At 50.9% G+C, this 24,962-nt stretch carries 19 protein-coding genes; 5 read left to right on the top strand and 14 right to left on the bottom strand.

Going from position 1 to position 24,962, the window contains the following annotated elements; translation table 11 throughout:
* Positions 1–16 precede the first annotated feature (16 nt).
* The 4 genes from ACYVAD_RS21555 (at position 17) to ACYVAD_RS21540 (ending at position 3,629) form a co-directional block, all read left to right on the top strand.
* A complete protein-coding gene (locus tag ACYVAD_RS21555) occupies positions 17–1,123 on the top strand; it encodes a mandelate racemase/muconate lactonizing enzyme family protein (RefSeq protein WP_461141609.1) in 1,107 nt (368 codons plus the stop codon).
* A complete protein-coding gene (locus tag ACYVAD_RS21550; protein WP_461141608.1) occupies positions 1,123–1,680 on the top strand; it encodes a GNAT family N-acetyltransferase in 558 nt (185 codons plus the stop codon). The genes ACYVAD_RS21555 and ACYVAD_RS21550 overlap by 1 nt, the downstream gene beginning before the upstream one ends.
* Before the next feature lie 87 nt (positions 1,681–1,767).
* Positions 1,768–2,814, top strand: coding sequence for an aminopeptidase (locus ACYVAD_RS21545; RefSeq protein WP_461141607.1), 1,047 nt, complete (start codon positions 1,768–1,770; stop codon positions 2,812–2,814).
* Between the two features lie 26 nt (positions 2,815–2,840).
* Positions 2,841–3,629 carry a DUF3108 domain-containing protein gene (locus tag ACYVAD_RS21540; RefSeq protein WP_461141606.1) on the top strand — a complete coding sequence of 263 codons (789 nt, stop codon included), beginning with the start codon at positions 2,841–2,843 and terminating at the stop codon, positions 3,627–3,629.
* Here the strand turns inward: ACYVAD_RS21540 and ACYVAD_RS21535 are convergent.
* The 5 genes from ACYVAD_RS21535 to ACYVAD_RS21515 form a co-directional block, all read right to left on the bottom strand.
* Positions 3,626–4,588 carry a GNAT family N-acetyltransferase gene (locus ACYVAD_RS21535; protein ID WP_461141605.1) on the bottom strand — a complete coding sequence of 321 codons (963 nt, stop codon included), beginning with the start codon at positions 4,586–4,588 and terminating at the stop codon, positions 3,626–3,628. The two genes, ACYVAD_RS21540 and ACYVAD_RS21535, sit on opposite strands and share 4 nt — an antisense overlap.
* 30 nt (positions 4,589–4,618) lie before the next feature.
* A complete protein-coding gene (gene dnaA, locus ACYVAD_RS21530) occupies positions 4,619–6,028 on the bottom strand; it encodes a chromosomal replication initiator protein DnaA (protein ID WP_461141604.1) in 1,410 nt (469 codons plus the stop codon).
* A gap of 380 nt (positions 6,029–6,408) precedes the next feature.
* Positions 6,409–6,750: a hypothetical protein gene (locus ACYVAD_RS21525; protein ID WP_461141603.1), complete on the bottom strand. Its 342-nt coding sequence runs from the start codon at positions 6,748–6,750 to the stop codon at positions 6,409–6,411.
* Positions 6,751–6,863: 113 nt separating this feature from the next.
* Complete coding sequence (locus tag ACYVAD_RS21520; RefSeq protein ID WP_461141602.1) at positions 6,864–7,193, bottom strand: DUF6686 family protein; 330 nt, start codon at positions 7,191–7,193, stop codon at positions 6,864–6,866.
* A 300-nt stretch (positions 7,194–7,493) separates the two neighbouring features.
* Positions 7,494–9,503, bottom strand: a complete 2,010-nt coding sequence (locus ACYVAD_RS21515) for a tetratricopeptide repeat protein (RefSeq protein WP_461141601.1) — start codon at positions 9,501–9,503, stop codon at positions 7,494–7,496.
* Between the two features lie 106 nt (positions 9,504–9,609).
* Here ACYVAD_RS21515 and ACYVAD_RS21510 point away from each other — a divergent pair, with 106 nt between their 5' ends.
* Positions 9,610–10,491: a DNA/RNA non-specific endonuclease gene (locus ACYVAD_RS21510; protein ID WP_461141600.1), complete on the top strand. Its 882-nt coding sequence runs from the start codon at positions 9,610–9,612 to the stop codon at positions 10,489–10,491.
* 1 nt (position 10,492) lies between these two features.
* On the opposite strand, the gene ACYVAD_RS21505 is transcribed toward ACYVAD_RS21510, so the two are convergent.
* From ACYVAD_RS21505 to sov, 9 genes are all read right to left on the bottom strand, one after another.
* On the bottom strand, positions 10,493–11,563 hold the full coding sequence (locus ACYVAD_RS21505) for a fatty acid desaturase family protein (protein WP_461141599.1): 1,071 nt from the start codon (positions 11,561–11,563) through the stop codon (positions 10,493–10,495).
* 198 nt (positions 11,564–11,761) lie between these two features.
* Positions 11,762–12,109 carry a VanZ family protein gene (locus ACYVAD_RS21500; RefSeq protein WP_461141598.1) on the bottom strand — a complete coding sequence of 116 codons (348 nt, stop codon included), beginning with the start codon at positions 12,107–12,109 and terminating at the stop codon, positions 11,762–11,764.
* Between the two features lie 9 nt (positions 12,110–12,118).
* A complete protein-coding gene (gene gldF / locus ACYVAD_RS21495; RefSeq protein WP_461141597.1) occupies positions 12,119–12,838 on the bottom strand; it encodes a gliding motility-associated ABC transporter permease subunit GldF in 720 nt (239 codons plus the stop codon).
* 5 nt (positions 12,839–12,843) lie between these two features.
* Positions 12,844–13,380: a DUF4199 domain-containing protein gene (locus ACYVAD_RS21490; protein WP_461141596.1), complete on the bottom strand. Its 537-nt coding sequence runs from the start codon at positions 13,378–13,380 to the stop codon at positions 12,844–12,846.
* Positions 13,381–13,424: 44 nt separating this feature from the next.
* On the bottom strand, positions 13,425–13,976 hold the full coding sequence (locus ACYVAD_RS21485; RefSeq protein ID WP_461141595.1) for a DUF4199 domain-containing protein: 552 nt from the start codon (positions 13,974–13,976) through the stop codon (positions 13,425–13,427).
* Positions 13,973–15,313, bottom strand: coding sequence for a dihydroorotase (locus ACYVAD_RS21480; protein WP_461141594.1), 1,341 nt, complete (start codon positions 15,311–15,313; stop codon positions 13,973–13,975). The genes ACYVAD_RS21485 and ACYVAD_RS21480 overlap by 4 nt, the downstream gene beginning before the upstream one ends.
* Before the next feature lie 137 nt (positions 15,314–15,450).
* Positions 15,451–15,834, bottom strand: a complete 384-nt coding sequence (gene gcvH / locus ACYVAD_RS21475) for a glycine cleavage system protein GcvH (protein ID WP_461141593.1) — start codon at positions 15,832–15,834, stop codon at positions 15,451–15,453.
* A gap of 190 nt (positions 15,835–16,024) precedes the next feature.
* The gene (locus ACYVAD_RS21470; RefSeq protein WP_461141592.1) at positions 16,025–17,143 is read right to left on the bottom strand and encodes a BamA/TamA family outer membrane protein; all 1,119 of its coding nucleotides are present in this window, start codon (positions 17,141–17,143) and stop codon (positions 16,025–16,027) included.
* Between the two features lie 141 nt (positions 17,144–17,284).
* A complete protein-coding gene (gene sov / locus ACYVAD_RS21465; RefSeq protein ID WP_461141591.1) occupies positions 17,285–24,883 on the bottom strand; it encodes a T9SS outer membrane translocon Sov/SprA in 7,599 nt (2,532 codons plus the stop codon).
* Between the last annotated feature and the right edge of the window lie 79 nt (positions 24,884–24,962).

The following is a 24,962-nucleotide window of genomic DNA, read 5'->3' as shown; positions in this document are numbered from 1 at the left end:
CGGGCTTTTTGTATCCATGATTATCACCGCCGTAACGCTCTATCAATACAACATCCCGCTCAAGGCACCCATTGCTATTTCGCTGGGTACTATTGAGCACGCCCGCAATTTTCTGGTTCAGATCCAGACTGACGAAGGTATCACGGGTTGGGGCGAAGGTTCCCCCTTCTGGATGATCGTTGGCGAAACGCAGGCATCAGGACTAGCCGCGGCAGGAGATATGGCCCGTCTCCTGCTCGGCCAGAATCCACTCGCCATCGAAACCTGTCTGGCCACGCTGATACGCTACTTACCGGGTCATCCAACTACGCGCTCGGCCTTTGATATGGCTTTGTACGACATTGCTGCGAAAGCTGCTAATATGCCCTTGTACCAGTTTCTGGGCGGCAGCAAACGGACGCTGATCACCGACGAAACGATCTATATCAATACGCCGGAGCGGATGGTTGACGATGCGTTACGGATCCAGGCGCAGGGTGCTGAAGCGATCAAGGTCAAACTAGGTACAAATCTGCGCGATGACGTTCACCGGATTGCTTCGATTCGGGAGGCCATTGGCGACGTAACGCCCATCCGCACCGACGCCAATCAAGGCTGGGATGTCGTAACTGCCCAACGTGTTCTACAGGCTATTGGTCACTGGAATGTGCAATACTGCGAGCAACCCATCAAGCGGCAGAACATAGCGGGGCTTCGGCAGATTCGGCAACAATCGCCCGTACCGATCATGGCCGATGAATCACTCTTCGACGCCAGCGACGCCATCCGACTTGTACGTGAAGAGGCCGTCGATTATTTCAACATCAAACTTTCGAAAAGTGGGGGCATCTTCGAAGCACTTAGTATCAATGCTATCGCCGAAGCGGCCGGAATTCCCTGTATGATTGGTTGTATGTCGGAGTCACGGCTGGGGTTGACCGCCAATGCCCATTTTGCGGCTGCGCGCCAGAATGTCGTTTTCCACGATCTGGATGGCTGTTTCGAACACGCGGCAGATCCCGTTGACGGGGGTATTACGTACACCGGATACGTCATCAGCCTTCCTGATGAACCAGGTATTGGGGCTGGCGTCGACCCTACCTTTTTGAAGCAGTGTTCGAGTAAGCTTATTTCGCTTCCGTAATGATTACGATTACCACCGTTCAGTCAGCAGCTGACGTCCAGGGCATCTTAACCCTACAACAGGCTAACCTCCGCCAGAACGTATCCGTTGACGACCAGTCAGCGCAGGGGTTCGTGACGGTTAATCACAATCCAGACGTCCTAACCCGTATGAACCAGGTTGCACCCAGCGTTATAGCCAAAGACGGTGCCAAAGTTGTGGGCTACTGTCTCACTATGCTGCCTGAGTTCGCGAACGATATTCCCGAACTGCTGCCTCTTTTTGAGTCAATTAACCAGATTGCGTACCAAGGCAAGCCCCTCCGTGAGCAAGCTTATTACGTTATGGGGCAGGTTTGCGTCGATGCTGGTTACCGGGGCCAGCGGATCTTTGACCGTATGTATCACCATCAGCAGGAGGTGTACGGTGGTCAGTATAAATTGCTGGTAACGGACATCTCCGAGAAAAACACGCGCTCACAACGGGCGCATGAGCGTGTTGGTTTCCGGCCATTGGAAACGTTTTACGATTCTACGCTGGGAGAAAATTGGATTGTTGTGGCGTGGGACTGGCAGTAGTAGTCGCGAGACCTTGTCTCACCGCATCGGTTTTACGCGTCTAATACACACCTGGATTAGCTTGATTTATTGATTCATTTCCAACCAATGGGGAAGAAAATTGCTCTTAGTATCGTAGGTCTGTTGCTCATTCTGATCGCTTGGCAATGGGAGCTGGTCAGCTACGGCTGGATGCAGGCAAAGGGGCAACTGCGAATCTTGTGGAATACAAAACCCGTAGCAGAGGTCTTAGCCGATCCAGCTTATCCAGACTCGCTGAAGCGAAAAATTAAACTAATCCAGGAAATAAAGCGTTTTTCTATTGATTCCCTGGGTTTAGATCCGTCAGGAAGTTATGAGTCGTTCTACGATCAGCAGGGAAAACCAATCCTCTGGGTCATCACAGCTGCTCAGCCTTATGAGCTTGTTGCCCGGCAATGGCACTTCCCGATTTTAGGAACATTTTCGTACAAAGGTTTCTTCGAGAAGGACCGTGCTGACCAGCAGGTAGATGAACTAAAGCAAGAAGGCTTGGATACGCGGGTCGGCGAAGTGTCGGCCTGGTCGACGTTAGGCTTCCTGAACGACCCAATCCTGTCCAGCTTTTTAGACCGTTCCGAAGGAAGTCTGGCCGAACTTATCATTCATGAGCTGACGCATGGCACGCTGTTTGTAAAAAATAGTCTGGAGTATAACGAGAACCTGGCTGACTTTGTGGGTGAATACGGAGCGGCTCGTTTTCTGGCTCAGAAATACGGATTGACATCGGTTCAGTACAAAGATTATGAAGCCGCGAAAGCGTTTTCTGGTCGGTACGACGAACACGTATTACGAGGTAATCAGGTCCTCGACAGTCTGTATAAATCGTTTAAACCAACCACGCCAGTTGTCATCAAAGATTCGCTGAAGTGGCAAACCATCCGGCAGATTGTTGCTAGTTCCGACACCATCCGGGACAAACGCAGCAGAGCTAGGGCACGTTCAGTAAAAAAGGGGCGCTTAGAAAAACTAAATCTGCCCAATAACGCGTATTTTATTGGTTACCTGACATATCGAAAGCAGCAAAACCGCTTTCGACAGGAATTCGAACAGCAATTTAATAGTGATTTTACTCGCTATTTAACTTACTTGAAGCAAACCTATCCATCTTTTTAAAAGCCAGATTGGCGTGCTGCTTTTCTATGAAGAAGTTTTTGATTGGTCTGGGTGTTATCACGGCGTTAGGTTCTGGTTTTACGGTACTCAACTCCTACCGACGCGTCGCGAACAACAGCTTCGGTCCAGGCGAGCATCTTGAATATCGTGTCCATTATGGCTTTGTCAACGCAGCCGAAGCCATCATTGACGTTAGTCCGTCCTTGTATAAAGTCAACGAACGGCCCTGTTATCGGGTAAATGTTGATGGTCGTACGGTAGGTGCTTTTGACCTGGTGACGAAAGTTCGCGATACGTGGCGCTCGTACATCGATACATCGGCTATTCTTCCCCAGAAGTTTTACACCAGCATTCGGGAAAACAGTTACCGGAAGGAAGAAAATATTACGTTTAATCACGGGTCAAACACGGTAAAAGCCGAAGAACGTACCGAGCGGGACGTCTTCAAAGTTCCCGAAAATGTTCATGACCTGGTAAGTGGCTATTACTTTCTGCGCACAATCGACTTCAACCGTCTGTCAAACGGGCAGGTAATTGAGGTACCCGCTTTCTACGACGATACGGTCTATAACATGAAAGTTCGGTACCGAGGCAAGTCGGTTATTAAAGCGAAGGAAGGCAAGATCAACGTGATTAAGCTTAACCCAGTTTTACCACCGAACAAGTTGTTTAAGGAAGAAGAATCGATCCGTATTTACGTCTCTGATGACCTGAACAAAATTCCGGTCAAGGTTGAGGTTGATTTGTGGGTCGGCTCGATGGTAATGGACTTGCGCCGGAACGACGGGCTAAAGCATCCATTGCGGTATTTTTAGTCAGTTAGCGCAGTCAACCCACTTTTAACGCGTAGCAGCATGCGCTCCATACGCGTCAGCCGGTTCCAGGAAACGGTTTGATAAACCTCATCTGTAGTTCCGAAACTTCGGTAAAACTGGGCAATTGATAGCTTCTCGGGACTTTCAAAATCAAGGAGCATCGGTTGCCCAGCCCATTGTTGAATCAATTGATCGATTAAAAGCGTCCGCGCATTATCGGATCGTCCTCTGGCTGATGCCGCGTTAAAAAGGTAAACAATTCGATTTCCTTCCTGAACAAACAACGCCCCCGCTTCAATCTGATTATCAATCAAGGCATAACGTAGGGTCACCAGCTGACGCTGACGTAGGGTTTCGTATAGTTTTGTCAGAATCGAGTAAGCCCAATCACCTACCCCAATACTGGCTGCGTGATGTGCTCGAAACAGATTAATCAGCGGCAATATGTCTTCTGAATCAATCACGTGCCAGCCCGCTTTTTGCGCCCTACGTAAATTCAGCCGTCGATCGTGGGTGTAGTTATGAGCAATCGATTCGTAAGACCTACGCAGATCAAGCACGTAGGTCTTCCGCGGCTCAATCCGCTCGAAATAGGTAAATGGGATATTCGGTGCGAGCAAACTCAGTTTCGAACCGTATCGAAATCGTTGCTGAATCGCCCGGTAAAAGGGCCCTGGATCTATCGTCTCATCGGTTGAGAAGACAGCCAGAAACTGGCAGAACAAGGGTTGATGCACTATCCACCGGCCAAACTTCCGACGTAAAGGTACTGGCATAACAGCCTGGTAGACTCCGGTTTCATTGACCGAAACCAACCCCATCCATTTCCAGCCCGGTTCAGATAAGACGACATCCAGGTACCAGGCATAGCCGTAGATGACCCGATTGAAAGACGCCCGGATACAACTATCCCAGGCTACAGCATCCAGTTCGGCGCGGGATAGCAAGTGAAGGGACATTGCTATGTCAGGCTGGTGTGATGGGTTCTGCTAGGCCAGCTGTGTCTTCAACTTTTCGATTACGTCGCGCGTTTCGGGATGCTTGGCAACCGCATCGCTGATCGTCTGAATGGCGTGAATGACCGTACTGTGGTCACGTCCCCCAAAGTGATACCCAATGGATTTTAGCGACAGATCCGTCTTTTCTTTAGCCAGATACATGGCTACCTGCCGGGGGTAGACCAGTTCGCGCTTCCGGCTTTTCGCTTTCAGGTCAGCAATGGTCACGTTGAAATGCTGAGCTACCAGTTCCTGAACCGAGTCGATGGTTACCTCCCGTTCGGAGTCGACGACGATATTACGCAGGGTCTGCTTAGCCAGCTCCAGGTCAATATCACGGCGATTCAACGACGCCTGTGCCATTAACGACACAATGACACCCTCTAATTCCCGAACGTTTGTGTTGACGCTGTGGGCCAGGTATTCGATAACGGCGTCCTCAATGTAGATCCCCTCAGCCTGTAGTTTCTTCTGAATAATGGCAATCCGGGTCTCGAGATCGGGGGTTTGCAGATCGGCTGATAGTCCCCACTTGAAGCGTGACAGCAGACGATCTTCCAGACCATCCAACGCCCGGGGAGCTCGGTCGGAGGTCATGATGATCTGTTTACCCGACTGATGGAGGTGGTTGAAGATGTGGAAGAAGATCTCCTGCGTTTTCTCCTTTTTCTGCAGAAACTGTACGTCATCAATAACCAAGACGTCTACCTGCATGTAGAAGCTCGTGAAGTCGCGAATACCATCCGAACGGATGGCGTTCAGAAACTGATTCGTAAACTTCTCTGACGTTACGTACAGGACAAACTTGTTCTGGTTGTGGTTTTTGATGTAGTTGCCAATGGCCTGTACCAGGTGTGTTTTCCCCAGCCCTACCCCACCGTGAATCATCAACGGGTTGAAAGACGTAACGCCCGGCCGCTCTGCTACGGCATAACCAGCCTGACGCGCCAGTCGGTTGCAATCTCCTTCAACGTAATTGTCAAACGTATAGCTTGGATTCAGGTACGAATCCAGCGTTAGCGAGTCCAGGTCCTTCAGCTCGAAAGGGCTTTTCAGCAGATTCGGGCTGACATTATCCGGCTTGGCCGTCTGAGGAGACTTGGTCGTTGGCATATTCACCGTCAGCGGGCGGTTCTGCGCGTTGCCCTTATCGACTATAATCGAATACTCCAGTTGCCCGTCCCGACCAATAGCCGTATCGAGCGCTTTCCGCAGCGCGTGAACAAAATTCTCTTCCAGCCATTCGTAAAAAAATTCACTGGGCACCTGAATGGTTAGCACTGACCCGTTGAGCCGCAGGGGCACAATGGGTTCAAACCAGGTTTTGAAACTCTGATCGGGCACGATCTCACGAATCACGCTCAAACAGCGATTCCACACGGTTGTTATTTCGCGCTGCATTACTGGTGGGGTCGTTCCATTCACGGGTTACGTACTGCTTACGGGGTGTCGCTCAAAAAAGGGAGACAAATGTAGCTAATTTATCCATCCGGGCTATGGCAACGGCCCAGTGTTTTAAGAAGCTTGCTACTCCATTTTCCTTTGTTAAGCTAAAATTAAGTCAATCCGGCAAAACCACCAACCCTTATGTCGTTCTCATCCAACGAGAATTTATGAATGATTGTCAGCGACCTAGCTATGCGTTTCCTGTTTACTAAACGGTTAATTTTTTAATCTATGCCGTCAGTTTGCTAAACTTTTCTGATGAAAGAAATTTTCAGTCATCTACCGTACCAATGACCAGAAACCGAAGTGTAACCAGGTTTGGCGGGTAACATTCGTTACCCTTCGACGGTAATGAACCGACTGTGGAGGAAATCGTAGAGGTCAATTAGCGCGGCAGATCCGTGGAGTAAGTCCTGCAAATCCAGTAGCTCGTCTTTTGAGAAACGGAACACCCGCCCACTAGTACCGGGCGGGTTAAGCAGTCGATGATTCGGATCGCGGGTAATCTCCGGTGATGTGTGAATCAATTGATCGACAACGGAGGCCAATCGATTCAGGGCAGCGGGCGTGTAGCAAGTGCGTAGTTCGCCAAACTCAAGGTACACCTGCTGCATCAACCGCAGGTAATGCGTCTGCCCGTAACGCGTACGAAAGAGAGGATCATTAACCGGTAGCATAGACAATGACACATAGTATTTTCGAATGAAAAAATTCAGTACCCCGGTTCGAGCCGGGGTACGAATCGGTCACGCCCGCATGGCGTTGCGGATATTGCTCCAACGAAAAGTGGTTAAACCAGCTTGTTCAGTATTTGATCAGCCTGTACCAGTGGACTTACTTCGGCTAGCTTTTCCAACAGCTCGGTCAGTTCACTCTCTGAAAAGAGAATAAAATAGTTTTGTAGTGGGGTGGGTACGTAAATTTCTTTGCCGTGAGTCGTATAAAACGATCCCAAGTGTTCGCGGTTGAGCATCACTTCACAAAACCATTCAAACTCGGGTGCTTTCAGCACAAACAACGAGTTTTTGTAGGCTACGTTATAAGTACCGCAACAGCTACAATGGCCGATGTATCCATTTTCCCATTCAACCAGACTCCGTAAATCATGCCGGTTATTCATACGAACGTTGGTTTAGTTTGTGCCTGCTGGATTCAACAATTACCCAGTTGGTTGCTCGTCAAATCCAGCAGGGCTTAAGTTCTAATGAGTGCCTAAAGCGATATATCGCCGAGTAGTAATAGGACAAACCTAAACCTTGTTTAGATTCAATCCAAATAACGGAGTTAATTATTTAGAAAATTTCTAAATAATTAACTCCGTTATTTAGTAACGCCCATAGCTTTCTTCCTTTGTAGGAACAAAAAAGGGCTGACTCCTACCACAGGAGTCAGCCCTTCTATTCAGGCAAAGACGATTTGATTAGTACTTCTTCAAGACTGAGTCAGGTAATGCTCTTACGTTGATACCAGTAGCTTTAGCCAGATTATCGCGGTTGTTTTGACCGTCTACGTAAGCTGGATTTACTACCGTTGACTGGTTGTAATAGTACGACGCTAGTTGCAGTTTTGTCTGATTTTGTTCAGCAAATCCCTCGCCCTGGTAGATAACGCCTAAGTTATTGTAAGCTGGCGCGTAAGCATTGGCAGCCCGTATGGTTTGCTTATAGTAATACTTTGCAGAATCGACATTCGGCGTGATTTTCTGGAATACGTAAGCCATCGAGAAATAAGCCTCACCGAAACTTGGATAAATTCGGGTCGACTCCTGGAGGTGATCCAGCGCCCAGCGTCCATGCTTGTTGGCTTGCGCAATATTCGAATCGATCAATGCCTGTCCTTTTTTCACCTGATCAGGAGTAGGTTTGGGCTTAATGCCGTTTACCGCAGCCGCAATTGAATCAGCTTTAGCACGATCATTCAGGCCCTTCTGAATCCACTCATTGGCAACGTGCCGTTGCACCTGACAGCTGTTTGGCACATAGGGTAAAGCCGAGTTAAACAGCACAAAGTTGTTTTCCCAGTCTCTGTTCCGTTCAATTGTCTTGAAGGAATATAACCCCGCTACCACGGCCATTATCCCCAGTACAGGTGCATAACGTACCAACACCGGCTTCGGCGATTCAGGCGATTCACGGACCAGCAGTTTCTGCAAACCCCAGATCAGCACGAAGGCAAAGCCCATAACGGCAGCATAGGCAAAACGCTCAGCGAAGATACCACCCCGGAAGAAAATGAAGCCCAGTCCCGGCGCCATGGTAACGAAGAACCAGAATAGCCCAAAACCCCATAGTGCCTTTTTCATAAAGCCTTTCCAGGTGAGCCAGACCAGTCCTACGAACGTAAAGAAACCGGCCCAGGTCAGTATATCGCCTTTACCCCCCGATGGAATTACGTTATACGAATAGTCGTACACGAGTGGATGAGGTAACGCCAGCAGCCGGATGTAGTACATCAGAAATTTGAACATCGTCGATTTCTGAGTCTTTTCAATCGCGTACGGATAGTTGGCCCAATCGACCGGTGGGTTTCCGCTCAGCGTACCAATCATTTTCTGTTTCTGGAAGAAGAAAAGCGCTGTAACGATCAAAAATGGCCAGAGGCTCGCCAGCGACTGCCAGATATTACGTTTGGTGAACCAGTATTGCATCGCCGGAATCAGTGCCAAACTGACAATGGACGATTCTTTCGATAGAAAGGCTAGATAAAGCGAGATACAGGCGCTGGCAATCCAACCCTTTTCGTCAGTTTCCAGGTATTTCCAGTAGGAGAGCAGCATCAACGAGATAAAGAGGAAACTCAAAATTTCGTCGCGCCCTTTGATGTTGGCCACAATCTCCGTGTGGATTGGATGGGCTATGAATACCAGACCAATCAGGAAGGCCGTAACTGTCTGTTTTGGCAACCACTTTTGCAGCAGTACACCGATGACCAAACCCGTCAGCGCGTACAGTACGGCGTTGATAATATGGCTGATGTTTGGATTATCCTTGAAAAACTCCTGCTCAATGGCAAACGTAATAAGCGATAAAGGCCGGTAATACCCGAGTGAGATGTTACTGAAGTGCCAGAATTCGGTACGCATCAGATCGCGGATACCAGCAATGCCTTTTTTCACGAACAGGTTCTGCTCGATAGCAGCAATGTCGTCCAGTGCGTACTGATGACCGAACGTGTTGACGTACAACAATAGTCCCAGCAAGGCCAGCACCAGAGGGGGCCACCAGACAATTGGCCGGACATCGATGGGCAGCGTTGCTGTTGGATTGGTAGCCGCAGGCCGCGTTGCCGTAGTCGTCACCGGGCGATTCACAGGCCGGTTTATTGTTTCGGTGGTCCGTACAGAAGCTGGACGGGATACGCTTTGATCAGCGGTTGAAGCAGGTTTGGAAGATACCGGTCTAGTGACAGGAGCTTGTTTTTTTTTGGCCATACCAGCGAAAAACTCGTCTATTTTGGGTCAGTTGCGCGTTTACTCAGTAGCCCTATAGGCTAAGCCATTTAGTTGGCTATTCGTATCTGTTGTAAAGTTCGTAACAATGTCAGTAAAATCAATTCCGGTACGTCGTCCGCTGAAAACAATTGTCTTTTCAGTTGGATTGAGCATCCTGCTAGTGGGCTGTTTCCGGGGAAGCACACCCAAACCATCGGCCAACTCTACCCAACCTACGCGCGACGAAAACCTGGCTTTAGGTAATCCAAGTGGCGCTTCGCTGAGCGATCCTAACAATTATTTACTGACTAAGTCAACGTACGTAGTCTCCTACAATCGGCAGCGGGCGATCGCCAACTGGGTTAGCTGGCATCTGAGTACGGCCTGGAAAGGCGAGGCACAACGCGCCAACGATTTTCAGCCTGATCCTACCCTACCAACGGATTGGTTTGCGGTAAAGACTTCCAACTATACGAACACCGGATTTGACCGGGGCCACCTTTGTCCTTCCGACGATCGTGATGGATCGCCAGCAGACAATGCGACCACGTTTCTACTAACCAACATCGTGCCACAAGCGCCACGTAACAACCGAGAAGTGTGGAAAAATTTAGAGGATTACGAGCGCGAACTCATTAACGACGGTAACGAAGCATACGTCATTGCTGGCACATACGGTACAGGAGGTACGGGCAGTAACGGTTATGCAACGACACTGGTAAGCGGAAGAATAACCGTACCCGCCAGTCTGTGGAAAATCATCGTTGTCCTGCCTACTGGCTCCAACGATGTCAGCCGCATTTCGGCCAATACGCGCATCATTGCCGTCAACATCCCAAACACACAGACTGCCGCCGATAAAAACTGGCAGGCATACGTAACAACCGTTGATGAACTGGAAAGACTAACGGGCTACGATTTTCTGTCTAACGTTTCTACCGGCGTACAGCGTCAAGTTGAAGCGCGAATTGACGGACAAGTCAACTGAGTTATGCCGTTTGCAGGACAGCTACCGGTTCACTAACAGTAATCCGTTGGGTCCGGTAACGAAGCAAGTCGATCGCATCCTGATCACCAGTAAACGCACCATCCAGGTTTACCATATGCTGAGCTAGCTTATCGTAGCGTTTGCGCATCAGGAGAAAGAAGATCTGCAAGAAATCCAGCCCATCGAAGATAACAGCCCGGTTCTGGGCGTATTTGTCGAGTGTTTTCTGGAAAAACACAGGGTGCTCGGTCCAGTGCATGCCAGGACGAACATGGTGGCTAATGTGATAGCCATCATTCCAGCATTTCTTATTGTATTTTACGTTGATGCACGTAATACTGTTCTTATAGGCATTGCCAGGATCTTCACCGTCGACGAAAGCGTGTTGCGTCCAGTTACCCAGCATGGCGATAAGCCGGTAGATAAACATAGGCAGCAGAAAGACCGCAATAGTGGCTGGCGCGTTCACAAACAGTAAGATCAGACAGCTAACGAAGAAAATAACTTCGCCACGCATTGCCCGGGTTGCCAGTTTAGAGCGGTTTTTCCGGCGCAGGTACCCTAGTAGATTATAGACACCTACCACCAGGAACTGGCCAAAATAGGCCATAAAACTCCGGAAGCTGTCCCGCTTGAATGCCATGGTGCTGCTGTCATCATCCTCCAGATTATTTTCGGGGTGGTGCATACCAATGTGGTGACTGTAATACGTCTCAGGTGTATGGCCAAAAAAAGGTGCCATAATCCAGGGGATGTACTTATTCATCCAATCATATTCGTTCTTAAAGAATTGTCGATGGCTCGTGCAGTGCAGCATGAGCCCAAATGGCCCTTTGAAAACGAAGTTGCTGATGTAGAAATGCACCGCAGCCACTGCCCACCAGACCCATCCAGCTACGAACGGCATAAACAGTAAAATACTGAGTGGAATCAGTGAAAACGTAATTTTCAGCGTTAAGTACACAAATGGCAGATCCCGTTCGTCCTTAATGTAGTGGAGAAAGAACTGATCAAGTCGGCTGTAACTACGGCTGATAAAAACGGGATCATGGATGCTACCTAGTACTTTCATAAAATAGACAAGTCGGTGACGAAAATATGGGGTTGGTTATAAAAAAGGTTCGGGCAGTTTTGATTGCACACTGACAATCGAGACTGCCCGAACCTTTTCTATTGCAATAACGAAAAAAGTTACTAAAGATTGACTTTTACTTGTTTATCATACCATTATATTTTGCACTGACACCGTGCAGCCTCTCGCCCGTAAAGACTACAGTTTGATGAACCTGCCAGCTAGCCAGGCCAGGCCTAGTCCCACGGCGGTACCGATTCCATCGGCAACCGCATCAATCAGATCGAAGGAGCGATTAAACGGTGTGATTCCCTGCCAAATCTCAATAAACAGTCCGAATACAAGCCCAGCCAGTAAAGTCCACTGCCAGGATTTTCCCGCGAAACGCCACAGCACAGCGAAGGGCGCGAAGATGGCAATGTGCATTCCCTTATCGCTTATCGAGACAACTTCATCGGGTAGTTTTTCAGTCGGCCAGGAGCACCCGATAAACATGATGATCGTCCAGCCGATAGCTGCGTAATACGCTAGCCTTGTTAAATTCATAGTACTCATTCAGCGAGCCAGTCGATTTACGGTTAGTAAGAGGAACAACGCAATAAGGCTGCCGAGGTAGATAACGTTCCGGGAGTCAATCAACCCCCGCCCCAGCGCCTGGTACTGCTCGTCCAGCGCAAAATAAGAGAGGTAATAGGCCAGTCCGCCAAAGATGGACAGGTCAGCCAATGCACTCAAGCCAACGTACAGCAGAAAGCAGAAAAATACGCCTACGACAAAGGCCACCACCTGATTGTCATTCAGTGACGAAGACCACAGGCCTATACTCACGAATACGCCCCCCAGCAATATTAGTCCAACATAGGCTCCGGCTACTCCAGCCGAGTCAATATTGCCAACCGGCGAACCCAGTTGATAAAGCGTTACGTAGTAGATTATCGTTGGTACCAGCGTCAGCACGACCAACAACCAGCTGGCCAGGAATTTTCCTCCTACGATCTGCCAGCGGCTTACGGGCTTTGTCATCAACCATTCCAGCGTACCGGCTCGTACCTCATCAGCAATAGCCCGCATTGTGATGGCTGGCACCAGAAACAGCATAACGTAAGGCGTTAGGGTAAAAAACAAACCCAGATCAGCGTAGCCATTTTCGAGCAGGCTGGTATTAGGGAAAACCCAGAGCAACAGCCCAACGGCCGTCAGAAAAACCCCAATGCTGATGTAAGCAATGGGCGACGAAAAGAACTGGCTGATTTCCTTACGAAAAATGGCAAGCATGGAGACTAATCGAATGGGTTGCTTTTCACGCGACGCATAAACGCGGCAATAATCAACGACAAGAACAGTCCACCCAGTATCCAGTATAACACGCCACCGATGAAGGCAATACCAGCCGTCCCTTTGGCGGGCTGATCGGCCATGTTTTCAATCTGCTCGTCGAACTGTTCAAGCTGTTCATCTTTCGCGCCGTACCGTTCCATCATGTTACGGGTTTGCTCCAGGGCTTGTTCCGTGTAGGACGGATCGACGTACGTCTGGTAAACCTGCTGGTAGGTCGTATCCAGAATGCCGATAACCGCAAACATTAATAAGCCCATCGAAATGCCTTCGCCTATTGATAACCAGCCCCCATTGGCCTGACGCAGTTCCCGCATCGCCAGCACGGTTCCTGTAATCAGGATGATAATGGTCATGATGGGAAACAGGAAATTCACGTACTGATTCATGGCGTACCGGATGGAGGTAAGCAACAGTTCGATCAGTGCGGTTAGCAGCCCCCATTTCAGGGCTATTCGGGCAGGAGACGATTCTTCATTCATGGTAGAGAGGGAGGATTCTGGCGAAGCCAGGTTAAGCCAATACGTTAGCGCAGAATGCTATAGTCCTGCTTCCGGAAGATTAAAGAAATGATGAGTACGGGCAATACGGCCAGCGCGGTCTTTTTGGTTAGCTCGTCGGTGATCAGTACTTCGGGTTCCATCTGAGCTACTTTCCTCCACTGATCCTGGAACGTTTCTGGCCCAAACTGATCAGTGATCTGCGATTTCCCATCCAGCAGGAGTTTTTTTGAATTCGTTACGTATTCAACGAAAACGGCTGGATCGACCTGGGTGATGAAGAAATAAATCAGCCAGCCCGTCACCAGGGCCGCTACGGTATTCAACACGTATCCAATCGTTAAGCCTTCCCAGAAGTGTAGCCAGCCGTGCCGCACGTTTTTTCGATAATACCATACCGTAGCAACGATCATGATAATATGAATCCCATAATCCAGCACCCGAATATTGCCCAGTGCCGGGACACCCAACGCGTATAGAGCCAGAAAATAAAAGAAGCAAAGTACTCCTGTCATCAGGCCTGCCAACAGCGGTAGCTTGAGTAATGGGTTATTAAAATAAGCGATGATGCTCTTCATGCCGTATGAATAAACTGGCCTTTGTGTACTGTTCCAATCACCCGCCCCGTCAGGGTCTGGTGCAGAAACGGTGAATTTTTTGATTTCGATTTTGTCCGGTCAAAGGTCCACTGATCGGTTGGATCGAACAAGGTCAAACAGGCGGGTTGCCCTTCTGCCAGACTTGCGCCAGGAAGACGTAGAATCTGCCGGGGCCGGGTCGTAAATTTTTCGATAAGCTGCGCCAGAGGAATCTTCTGATTGTTAGTCACCACCACCGAAAACGCAGTTTCCAAGTTAATAATGCCAAATTCAGCCAGATCAAATTCCAGATTTTTGCTTTCGGCGTCCTGCGGTGTATGATCCGATACAATCGCGTCAATCGTTCCGTCGGCCAGACCGTTCCACAATGCCGTTACGTCGTCTGCTCCCCGGAACGGTGGATTCACCTTCAGATTAGTATCGAAGCCAGCCAAGGCTGTATCGTCGAACGCTAGTTGATGCGCGGCCACATCGCAACTCACCGGCAAACCAGCCGCCTTAGCCTGTCGAATCAATTCGACGGATCGTGACGTTGAAATCGTTGAGAAATGCAGAGCGGGGGGCGTCGGGCGAGGGGAGCCGGGCAGGGGGTTGAGGGTAGCGGATTGATCATCCCCGTGTCCTTCGCCCTTACCCCCAAGCACATACTCCAGCAGGCGGATATCGCGCTCGATCATTAGCTCTTCAGCCAGCGCGGGCATCCCTTTCAGTCCCAGCAATGTGCTTTGAACGCCTTCGTGCATTTGCCCAAACTGAGTCAGTAGGGTTTCTTCCGGGCGGTTCATCAGCAGCCCATTGATTGGCTGTAAGTACTGCAACGTTTTTAGCAGCAAATCGGGATTCTGTAGCGGATGATGGCCATCCGAGAAAGCGATTGCCCCCGCGTGATGCAGATCAAGCATTTCCGTAAAATCTTCGCCCGCCGTCTTCTTGGTAATGGCCCCAATAACGTGTATGCTAACGGGTTGTCCTTCTGCCATACGGCGGACGTAACCCAGCGTCCCTTTGTTGTCAACGACAGGCTGCGTGTTAGGTAAAACCGCCACGTCCGTAAAGCCACCCGCTGCGGCTGCCTGACACAGGCTATCAATATCTTCTTTGTGCTCGAAACCCGGATCCTGCGCTGATGCCCGTAGGTCGAACCAGCCCGGCGATACGTGTAAATTGTCGGCCTCGATGACGCGAACACCATCGCTGGCCGTCAGGTCCTGTCCTATCTGCTGAATCAGTCCATTATTGATGAGCAGATCAACACGCTGGCCGTTAAAAGACGATTGCGCATCAACAACGCAGGCAGCACGAATGAGAAGTTGCATAGTAGTTTCTAGGTGTAGCAGTAATACGCAGCCTACCTAGTTTGATTTAGAGGTCGGCAGTACGCCCGACTGTGCATAAAAAAGGCCCCACGGGCAGTAAGCCTGGCGGAGCCTTCTAAACAATTGTCAGAAACGAATCAGGCACCCACCAGTTCCTGATAAGCCTCAGCGGTCATCAGGTCCTCAGACTGATCGGCGCTGGCAGGCTTAAGCCGGATGATCCAGCCTTCACCGTACGGATCGCTGTTGAGCAGTTCGGGGCTTTTTTCAATAGCGGGATTCAGTTCGAGCAGTTCGCCATCGATTGGCAAAAACAAGTCTGACACCGTTTTTACGGCTTCAACGGAGCCAAATACATCGCCTTTTGTCAGCGACTGACCAACCGTCGATACGTCAACGAATACAATATCACCCAGTTCGTGCTGGGCAAAATCGGTGATACCCACAACGGCGGTGCCATCGGCTTCCATCCGAATCCATTCGTGGTCCTGTGTATAGCTCAGTTCTGCGGGGAAATTCATTACAGCGTAAAAGATTTATTGGCAAAATACGGTAGACCCGACCGGATTTGCAAATGTAGCCCCTTGTTGACACCGGGTAAACAAAGCAAGATCACGCTTCTTTTACGCCGATTTATATTGCTTTTGTTACCTGATTAAGCATGACCACACGCGCCCCTGATCGTTCCCCATCCATACCCGCTTGACTTCGTTAAAACGCTTCGCCCAACGAGAAGTAGATACCCGTTCCCTCGGCGGTTACGCCAATATCACCCCGTAAGTAGACGTCTTTACGCTGAAAAAAGAGGAATCGGACGCCACCACCAACGGTCCACCGCAGTTTGTCTTTCTGAAATTCAGACAATGTTGGCGCTACAGTACCCAGTCCGGCGAATACGGTACCGCCCCAGCGACGGCTAAAGCCGAAAGGTAACCACCGCAGCTCGCCCTGGATCGCCATCAGGTTTTTATCCCGGTAGCGGCCTTGGTAGTAACCACGTAATAATTCGCTCCCACCCAGCATGGCCAGGTTGTTAAAGGGTACAGTACCATTCATAAACGTACCCAAAAACTGCGCAGCCAGAATCCGGTTTCGTTTACCCAGTGGACGATACAATCGGGCGTCAACCAGATACGAGCGAAACGGGAACGTACTACCCAGGGCCTTGCTGTACGTCAGAAAGCCAGCTTCCAGAAAATTACCCTTCCGGACGTTCAGTACGTTTTTTCGATCATCGAAAACAAGGGCTGCCCCGATTCCAGAACTTGTCGAGCCTTGGGCTCCGACAGGAAAATCATAGTCACGACCGCTGTTCTCAAAATTGACTCGCCCCAGATGCTGCACATCAATTTCCAACCCAGCGTACCAGTTACTGACAACATTACGTAATACCCGCTGTCGAAACTGAACGTATTCTGATTCGACTGTTACCGGATTATTGAGCGGAGCATCAGGGCCGATTCCATAATAAAGCAGCGGAAACTGTTGGTAGCGGGTTCGCCCCAGGAAAAAGTACTTGTTTTTATTGGAGTAAACAGCGTTATCGAGCACACTACCGAATTGCAGGCGAGTCGTAATAAACGAATACAACGCAATTTCGCTCAGGCGGTTCACCACCGTATCCTTATTGACGTAAAACAGGGAGAACGCCCGCGCGCCGAACTCAGCGCTGGTTTCGGGCGCGTACCCAAATGTTGGCACCACCAGAATACGAGACGACTCGGTCGACGACGTATCATTCAATAGGCCATATACCCACCTTCCAACCTTGTTCTGGGCGATTTTTGGTATTACCTGCTGCGCTAGTACGGGGCTAGTTACCAGAAGCACTATCCAAATCCATCCTCCCAACCAATATGCTCGCTTATCCACAGATTCTCGTTAACTATGTTGATAACAAAGCAGAACGGGATGAGTTGCCCAACTTTTGGGTTCTCATCCCGTTCTGCTTTGTTATTCTCTCCGAACTGCTTATTCTGCCAGGTTAAATTTCAGCTGAATGCCCCCCGCTGTTGTTGCCCGCCGGAAGGAATTCGACACCAGCGGATCGTTGAATGTTCGGTCGAAATAGAAGTTAAAGTTCAATCGACGGCTGACGACGTAACTAATCTGCGGCCGCAGCTGAAAGTTGACATTTCCCGCCGTGATAATCTGCTCGGCATCTAGCTTACGCTGAATCGTTCGCGTATCGCGCATGGTCAGATTACAGGAGAACGTCAGGTCATTTTTCAGGCGCTTGTAAGCCCCGTTGATCCGGAAGGGAATCCGTACGTTCTGCCGGGTAAATCCAATAGAACCGGTCAGGTCTTTGTTGCTCAGTTCGGCGACCTGCGAGTTGGATAGGTTGAGCGCTACGTCGCGGTTCTGGTTGTATTCTAACCGGCCACTAATCCGGTTTTTTGTCTGAAACTGTATCCCAATCAGGGGCGCAAATTTCTCCGACATGGTGATGGTACTCATCGCAAATACGGGAACGAACTGCCCAAGCTGGTTAACCGCCGACGCCAGCGGATAGCCCTGCACCGACAGATTCACGAAAGCAGCGCCATAATCCAGATTCGAGATGAAGTTTCCAACGCTATAATCCGATGTGTAACTGTGCGTAATGGTAAAGGCACTAAAGCGTTTGCGGATGAACTCCAGACTCGACAGGCCGTTATAATCCACGCGCCAGTTCGGCAGCGGGAAGTTATAGAACGGCGACAGTTGCGCTTTCTCAACGGACTGCCCACTGTATGCCGCAAAGAAAGACGGGATTAATACGTCCTGCGAGTTCTTTGTGTAGCCTGCCCCCCGACTATCGGGATTTGCCTGCGTTAGTTTATTCAGGAAATACTCCCGGTAAGCTTCGAACCGATCGAAAATGGGCGACGTGCTGTTCGGTCCAAATCCAGTAAAGGCAGTTCGGAACGACCAGAACGACATACTAAACTGACCGTTACGTACGGGCGTCTGCGTTTCGAACGGGCCGCCCAACGTGCTGGGTCGGTAATATTCCTGATACGCATCCGAACGTCGTAACCGCCATTCTACCTGCATCCGGAAATCCTTAAACGGCTCCAAGGTCGTACGGGCGTTGAAGTTCTTCCCGATCGATTGCTGGAAAGCGGTATTCAGTACTGTGCTAGGCGTAAGCCATCCCCGGTCAGCGGCTCTGTAATGGATGTTGCGATCCTGCCCTCCCAGCACGAACCCCAGCCCCGGCGCGTTGCCCGACGCTAACCCAAACATGGATGGCGTTGGCAAAAAGCCCGGCAGAATCGTCGACTCCTGGATGGTATACGTAAAATTGATCCCTCGTACCGTCAGCAGGGCCCGGGTGAAGTTTTTCAATACCCGGCTCTCACCCCGAACAATATCTTCAATATCACCAGGGTTACGGGCGAAGTTCTTCCGAACGGGGGCGGGTGTGTTCACAAAGCGCAGGTATCGAATTTTATTATACAACCGAATCAGATCGACCCGCCCCGTCAGGCCCCGCTCTCGGTTGTTACGAATGATGTTACCAAACGGCAGCCCATATTCGTCCACAATACCGTAGGAATTGGCCTGATACTGATAGCCAACGTTGTACACCGCGTCGGCCGCCATCCAGTCCAGTAGCGGAATTTTGTCCAGCGGCAACCGATACGTGCCTTTGATATCCTGCACGAAGTTCTTTAGTCGGCCCAGGTGCTTGAGGCTGGTCCAGATCGAGTCGCGCTTGGCCTGTGAGTTGATATCGCCCGCCGGTTCATCAATGACCGAATTGGCGACAGCGTTGTAGCGAAGCACGATGCTACGCGTCAGGTTCCAGGTCAGATCGTAGTACCGATTGAACAGGAAATATTTCTCGAACTGGGGCGCAATACCATTCGTCGTTGGCGTACGGTCCGTTGAGCTCAGATCCGAACTCCGGAGCTGGGTTTTAATAAAACTCCGGTCCATATCAGCCCGAATCGATACCACCGATGGCAGCAACGTCAGGTTGAAATCCTTGATCCAGCGGAGATACGGTGCTTCCAGCGCGGCCCGGTTCCGGAATGGTTCGAGCGCCTTAGGTTGCCCGCTAAATGTGTAGGCAATCCCTCCCCGATACTGCTGCTGTAGGTATTCTTCGGTCAGGATGTTCGTTCGTTTGCTATCGTTGAACGCGTACGTAAAGGCTAAGTTCTCGACATCCCAGAAGTGTGCCCTGGCATTTTGGTTCGTCTTCACCTTTCGTACGTTCGAGAAGTTGAAGCCACGCCGGGTTGTGTTGTCCTGCACTAACCGTTGGTACGCGTTACGTTCGGTAACGTCGCGGAACGTTGATAGTGACGTTTCCAGGGGTGTATCCGGATCAAGCGGATCGAAATGCGGATTGATATTTCGGTGGTCGTAGTTGATATAGAACGGAATCCGCAGGCCCCAGGTAGCCGGCAGGAACTTATCCAGCGCCAGCGCCGACGAGATACCAAACTCCGACGTTGTTTCCAGGGCTCGCTCGCCAATGCGAGTTTGCACCCCACCAAAACCAAAGGTTGTAACTCGGCCTGATGCGGTCAGCGTTCCTAAATCGGCCAGCTTAATATTTGTGGTACCGATCGCCCCGATCCCCGCGTGCTGGTCGTAGCCATAAGCCCGGAATTCATCGACCCAGACCGTGAACGATTTAGCCTGCTCGTCGTTTGTCCGCGGATTGCGTACGCCGATCATAATCGATTGAACCGAACTTAAATCCGGGTTACCCAAAATAGTTAGATTATACCGTCCGCTGAGCGACGAAACTGAGTAGGGCAGCGATGTTCGGCGGGATAGATTCCGGTTCCGGTCAGCTTTCAGATTAATTAGCTCCGATATGGCTAGATCCAGTTCATTGTTCTGGGGCCAGACCTGATCAGACGGAACATCTCCTTCTGGCGTCGCTATCAAATTCGGAATTTCGATCTCGTAGTAGTTATCCGTATAATCCGTCCCAAGCCGCAGGAACACAGACTGACCGTCTTCGCGCTGCGCATTGTGCATGTGAACAAACATCTTGAGACGCTCCCGGAACAGTAGGTTGAAGTTTACGTTCCGGAACGCCCCCCGCGAGTCACCATCCCGCAGATTGGTTACCGTCATCCGCATCGACTGCTCGTTCAACTCTACATTGTTTACCTGCGTGTAATCGCGGTCACGTTCGTAACCCGGAGGAATCTTGTAAACATATTTACCGCCCCCGGCTGGGTCAACAGCGGCCCGGATCGAACTGTTCTCTTCGATATTGACAGCCGACACCGTAAACTGTGCGTCGTATGGCTCAGGTACTTCCTGAAGGCCACGCTGATTCAGGTCGCCCGTGTATTTGCGGTACTGGTTGGCTTCCATCTGCAACTGCGCAAACCGCAACACGACCGGTTCCGCGAAATCGGTCAGGTACATCCGCATGAAGCGAATCGATTTGAACCCGTTAATGCTCCCCACCTTGCGCATGTATTCACGAACCGGAATCCGGAACTGGTACCAGTTAACCGGGGTTCCTCCGGTTACGCCAGCCGCAGGGGGGACAGTGATTTTATCGACGATGTACCCTTGGCCTACTTCAAACCGCTCCGGGCGCAAGTCCAGTTCGTACTCATAATAGGCTTCGTTGTCGTTGATGGTATTATCGGCATTCAGGTCTTCAATATCGGGTAGCGTGGTCGAGGCAGGAGTTAGGAACTGGTTCGTTGTCGTGTTCTCCGGTGAGTTATTTTCTGTTCCCATGTACTGCTTGTACCGGGCGACAATGTATTTCACACTATCGGCCTGACTACCCAGATAAAACCGAAAATCATCATTCGATGGATCCTGCTCGATCTGCTCCAACGTAGTAGCATCAATCCCCCGCGTCCGCAGATTACTTATATAAGGCTGGAATCGGGTCCGCTCATCAGCATTTTTCAAACCGTCGAGACCAATGTCCTGATTTTCCCGGCCCGAACTTTGAAAGGCATTCGTCACAAATTGCTGCGTTGGGGCACGGCCCCAGGCCGTTGTTTCGGTACCGCCCAACCGAACGTTGGCACCAGTCGTATCGCCGTTGATGGGAAATCCATTTTCGAAGGTGTACCGACTATCCTTCATGACGTCCTCCGAAACATCGCCGAGGTTGAAAAGCAACTTCCCCCCACTGGTGTTATTCCGGTTTCGTGAGTCATCCGGGCTGCCACGTACAACGCCATTTTGCCCTCCCACGAACGGGTCCATCAGCCAGAACGTAATATTCTCGACGTTGGCATTGTCGAAATCAATGTCCGACGCCACGGCCCGCGTAACAGAACCAAAGTTCTGCCGGGGGTTTGGCAGTTCACCCGAAACTGTCAGGTTCGGGTTGTAGTTGTACATACCTCGCTCAGCCGGGAAGTACGATACATCCAGGATATTTTCCGGTAACTGAACGACCCGCGCCGAACGGCCGGGGAATAGGTCGGTTGGCAGGAAATACCGCTCGTAGACGTTCTTGTTGGCGTCCAGGGGGTCAACTGTAGAGACAACACCTTGTGCACCGGGGGTATACAAACTGGGATCGACCGAGTAGACCGAAATCCGAGCGCGCCGGTAGGCCGATTCCAGCGGATTCGAAAACGAGCCCTGTGGAAACTGCTGGGGCGTAGCCCCAAGCCGCCAGCGCGTAGGTTGGCGGGTCAGGTCAAAGATTGTCCGCGTGGCTTCAAAGTCATCCAGGTAACTTTCATTTCTGGCGCGCTGGTTTGTGCCGGGTAGCAGCTGGGCCACTTCTAAATTAGCCTGTATGGCTGACAGCTCTTTCGTCTGCACAAAGGGTAATGCGTCCAACAGGCGCGTCAGGCCAGGCGAATCTTTGCGGATATTGGCGTACAGCCCCAAAATGGTATTATTAACCGGCTCGTTACCCAGAGCCACGCGGGTAATGTAGCCTGCTGGTGTTTCACGCATATGCATGGCCGTTAGACCAAAACTTACGTCTTTACTCAGGTTATAATCCAGGCGCGTACCAATCAGCGAGCGGATCTGATTCTGGAACAGATCAGGCTGTTCGTAGCTGATCCGAATCTCCCGCCCCGAATTCGTTACGTTCGCATTGGTGATACGTAACCGGCCAATCTGCGCTTCCAGTACGTAGTCCTGACCGGGTACCAATGGTACTCCACCAGCCGTTACCGACACCGAGGTTTCATTCACACCCGGCGGCAGTGACACTTCGACGCCATTACCCGCCAGGTAGGCCCCTCTCAGAAAGAATTTGTTTTTGTTCGCAATCTGCTGCGCATCAGCCAACGTTTTGTCGTACAATTCGTTGAAGACGTACTTGGCCCGCAGGTTGTCTTCCGAAGGCAGGAACTGCTGGTTCAAATACGCCCCAAAAGGCTCCAGCGTCGGGAAGATAATCTTGCCGTACCGGGTATCAACGGTATAATTCTCAACAAAGTCAAAATTTCCATCAGGCTGAGCGTCGAGCTGCTGATTCAGCCGGTCCATCCCGAAGACCTGCACCAGTGGGCGGTTCTGTAGCTGCGTTCCCTCCTGCAGAACCGGGTTATCAATCCCGGTCTGATCATCTTTGTAAATAATCCGCAATTGGAAACCCTGCCGCGTGAGACTGGACGAACCCAGGGAGTAAATGTTTTTCATCATCAGATCCCACATCGGTAGCTGAAGATTGTTCCGTAGCGTGGCCGATTTGAGCAGCTTCAGCACCAGCACCTCGTCGTTCGCCCGTGCCTGGTAATCTTCGGTAAGCTCACCAACCTTATATCGCCGGCCCTGGTACGTGTATTCATAGGCAACGGCCAGGATCTCATCGTTCCGCAGGGGTGTTACCAGCGAGATGTAACCCAGATCGGGCTGAAGTTTAAATTCCGCTTCGGTCAGTCGTTTAGCGCCCCGCAACACGTCAAAGTCGGTTCCTTTTTCGAGACCAAATGAGCTAACCAGTGCCTCGTTGGTCTGGTCGATCTGCCGGAATGGGCTGTTGCTATTGGCAGTCAGCGCGCGGAATAGACCGTTAGCCTGGTTGTCGGCGGCCGTTCGGGCACTTCCAGCAAACGGCTGTACGTTCGGGTTGGTCTGCCGATAGGGAACGCCTTCGCCCAGATCCTGAAAACCGGCCAGGTTGCGCAGCGTTGCTGTGGTATTGGTTCGGTTGGTAACGTACACCTCAACCCGCGTTACGTTGACTCCCGACGTAACCTGGGGCAACGTGCGCAGGGATGATTCGTAGATATTCCGGAAAAACTGCGACAGGAAGAAGTGGCGGTTTTCGTCGTACTGATCGGCTCGTACTTCGAACGGACGACTCGACGAGCCTCCCTGTAACACGATTTCGTTCTTCCGCGACCGCTGCTGTGAGGCAACAACCGTAGCGTAAAGCTTTCCGAAGCGCAGCTGCGTCTTTATTCCAAACAGGTTTTGCACCCCCGGAATCAACTGGCTGTTAACGGCCCAGCTGATGTTACCGACTTCGAGGCCCTGAATGATATTTTCGTTCTGAGGAGTAAAGCCCGGTAGGGAGCCGGTAGCGCCCGGCAGGGTCGGTACCGTTGGCGCATTAGGCAATCCCGGCAGCCCCGGAATGGCTGGCAGTCCACCGCTAGGCCGGTAATTGACTTTTAACGCGTTTTCAAAGTTGAAGGCCGCTTTCGTATCGAAGTTGGCCAGAACGCCCAGATTCTCCCCCACCTTCCCGTTGAAGTTGATACTGATCTGCTCGTTGAAGATGAAATTACCGTTCCGGCGCTGCCGCACGGGAATAACCGGGTTGTCGATGAACTGATAGAGGTAGCCAAAATCGAGCGTAACAAAACCGTTAGGCTTGAAATTAACCTCACTCCCACCAAAAAGTCGGTCGATGATGGGCGGCAGTTCCAGTTTTGGAATCAGGCCACGCCCACTAAGCGCACTCTGTCCATCGCTGCGAACCCCGTATTCCCGCCAAAGGCTTCGCTCTACGCGTTGGTTCTGTAGCTGGTTATACGTCGAAAATGGGATGGTTTCCCCCGGTCGATACGGTAGTCCATATTGGGACGGTGGTAAAACACCCGTTGTACTAACGCCAGGGGTTACTGCGCCGGACGTTACCGTTGTACTGCCGGGCGTCGATGAGCGGCCTGCAACGTTGTTCGGTGTTGGCGGACCCGACAGTAAAACGCCGGAGCGAACCCGCTCCGTTACTGCAATCTGTCCGTTGGGTGCTAAACTAAAGTCCGTTGTAACGCCCTTAGGATCGCGTAAAATAAAGGGGGAGGTAGACGATCGTTCGGAGAAACGCGTAGCCCGGCGGTCAGGCCAGTTTACGGTTGGTCGTCGGCCGGCACTCCGGGTAGCCCGAATGCTATCGTTACGTTCCTGAATGGCCTGCTTCACGGAATCGGCCCGCATGGTAGCCCGCCGACGAGCTTCGGCGCGCGCCGAGTCGGCCGATACGGGCCGTGTATTCTGCCGACGACCGGACTGACGGGAAGGTTGCCCCTGCCCGAAGCCCATGCCTAATCCCAGGCATACCCAGCATCCCAGTATTAACCAAGCGTTTGACCTGAACGTCAACTGATTAAGTAGGGGAAATTTATGGATTATATGGGTATTGTGAACAGAGTAATGGTTCACCATTGATCGTCTGAAAAGTTCAAAAACTGTATCGTACGGTGTGTACTTCTTTCAAACGGCCAAAATCGGGCCAATCGTCTGC

It is taken from the genome of Spirosoma pomorum, from assembly GCF_054776615.1.
Note: the sequence above shows the minus strand (reverse complement) of the source record. Positions and strands in the feature narration are given on the sequence as shown.

Bases quoted from the DNA above. Each gene is read 5' to 3' on its own strand.
- ACYVAD_RS21555 (WP_461141609.1), top strand. From the start codon at position 17: ATGATTATCACCGCCGTAACGCTCTATCAATACAACATCCCGCTCAAG.
- gldF (WP_461141597.1), bottom strand. From the start codon at position 12,838: ATGCTTGCCATTTTTCGTAAGGAAATCAGCCAGTTCTTTTCGTCGCCC.
- ACYVAD_RS21545 (WP_461141607.1), top strand. From the start codon at position 1,768: ATGGGGAAGAAAATTGCTCTTAGTATCGTAGGTCTGTTGCTCATTCTG.
- ACYVAD_RS21550 (WP_461141608.1), top strand. From the start codon at position 1,123: ATGATTACGATTACCACCGTTCAGTCAGCAGCTGACGTCCAGGGCATC.
- ACYVAD_RS21515 (WP_461141601.1), bottom strand. From the start codon at position 9,503: ATGGCCAAAAAAAAACAAGCTCCTGTCACTAGACCGGTATCTTCCAAA.
- ACYVAD_RS21525 (WP_461141603.1), bottom strand. From the start codon at position 6,750: ATGCTACCGGTTAATGATCCTCTCTTTCGTACGCGTTACGGGCAGACG.
- ACYVAD_RS21505 (WP_461141599.1), bottom strand. From the start codon at position 11,563: ATGAAAGTACTAGGTAGCATCCATGATCCCGTTTTTATCAGCCGTAGT.
- ACYVAD_RS21480 (WP_461141594.1), bottom strand. From the start codon at position 15,313: ATGCAACTTCTCATTCGTGCTGCCTGCGTTGTTGATGCGCAATCGTCT.
- ACYVAD_RS21540 (WP_461141606.1), top strand. From the start codon at position 2,841: ATGAAGAAGTTTTTGATTGGTCTGGGTGTTATCACGGCGTTAGGTTCT.
- sov (WP_461141591.1), bottom strand. From the start codon at position 24,883: ATGGTGAACCATTACTCTGTTCACAATACCCATATAATCCATAAATTT.
- ACYVAD_RS21500 (WP_461141598.1), bottom strand. From the start codon at position 12,109: ATGAATTTAACAAGGCTAGCGTATTACGCAGCTATCGGCTGGACGATC.
- ACYVAD_RS21485 (WP_461141595.1), bottom strand. From the start codon at position 13,976: ATGAAGAGCATCATCGCTTATTTTAATAACCCATTACTCAAGCTACCG.
- ACYVAD_RS21490 (WP_461141596.1), bottom strand. From the start codon at position 13,380: ATGAATGAAGAATCGTCTCCTGCCCGAATAGCCCTGAAATGGGGGCTG.
- gcvH (WP_461141593.1), bottom strand. From the start codon at position 15,834: ATGAATTTCCCCGCAGAACTGAGCTATACACAGGACCACGAATGGATT.
- dnaA (WP_461141604.1), bottom strand. From the start codon at position 6,028: ATGCAGCGCGAAATAACAACCGTGTGGAATCGCTGTTTGAGCGTGATT.
- ACYVAD_RS21510 (WP_461141600.1), top strand. From the start codon at position 9,610: ATGTCAGTAAAATCAATTCCGGTACGTCGTCCGCTGAAAACAATTGTC.
- ACYVAD_RS21535 (WP_461141605.1), bottom strand. From the start codon at position 4,588: ATGTCCCTTCACTTGCTATCCCGCGCCGAACTGGATGCTGTAGCCTGG.
- ACYVAD_RS21520 (WP_461141602.1), bottom strand. From the start codon at position 7,193: ATGAATAACCGGCATGATTTACGGAGTCTGGTTGAATGGGAAAATGGA.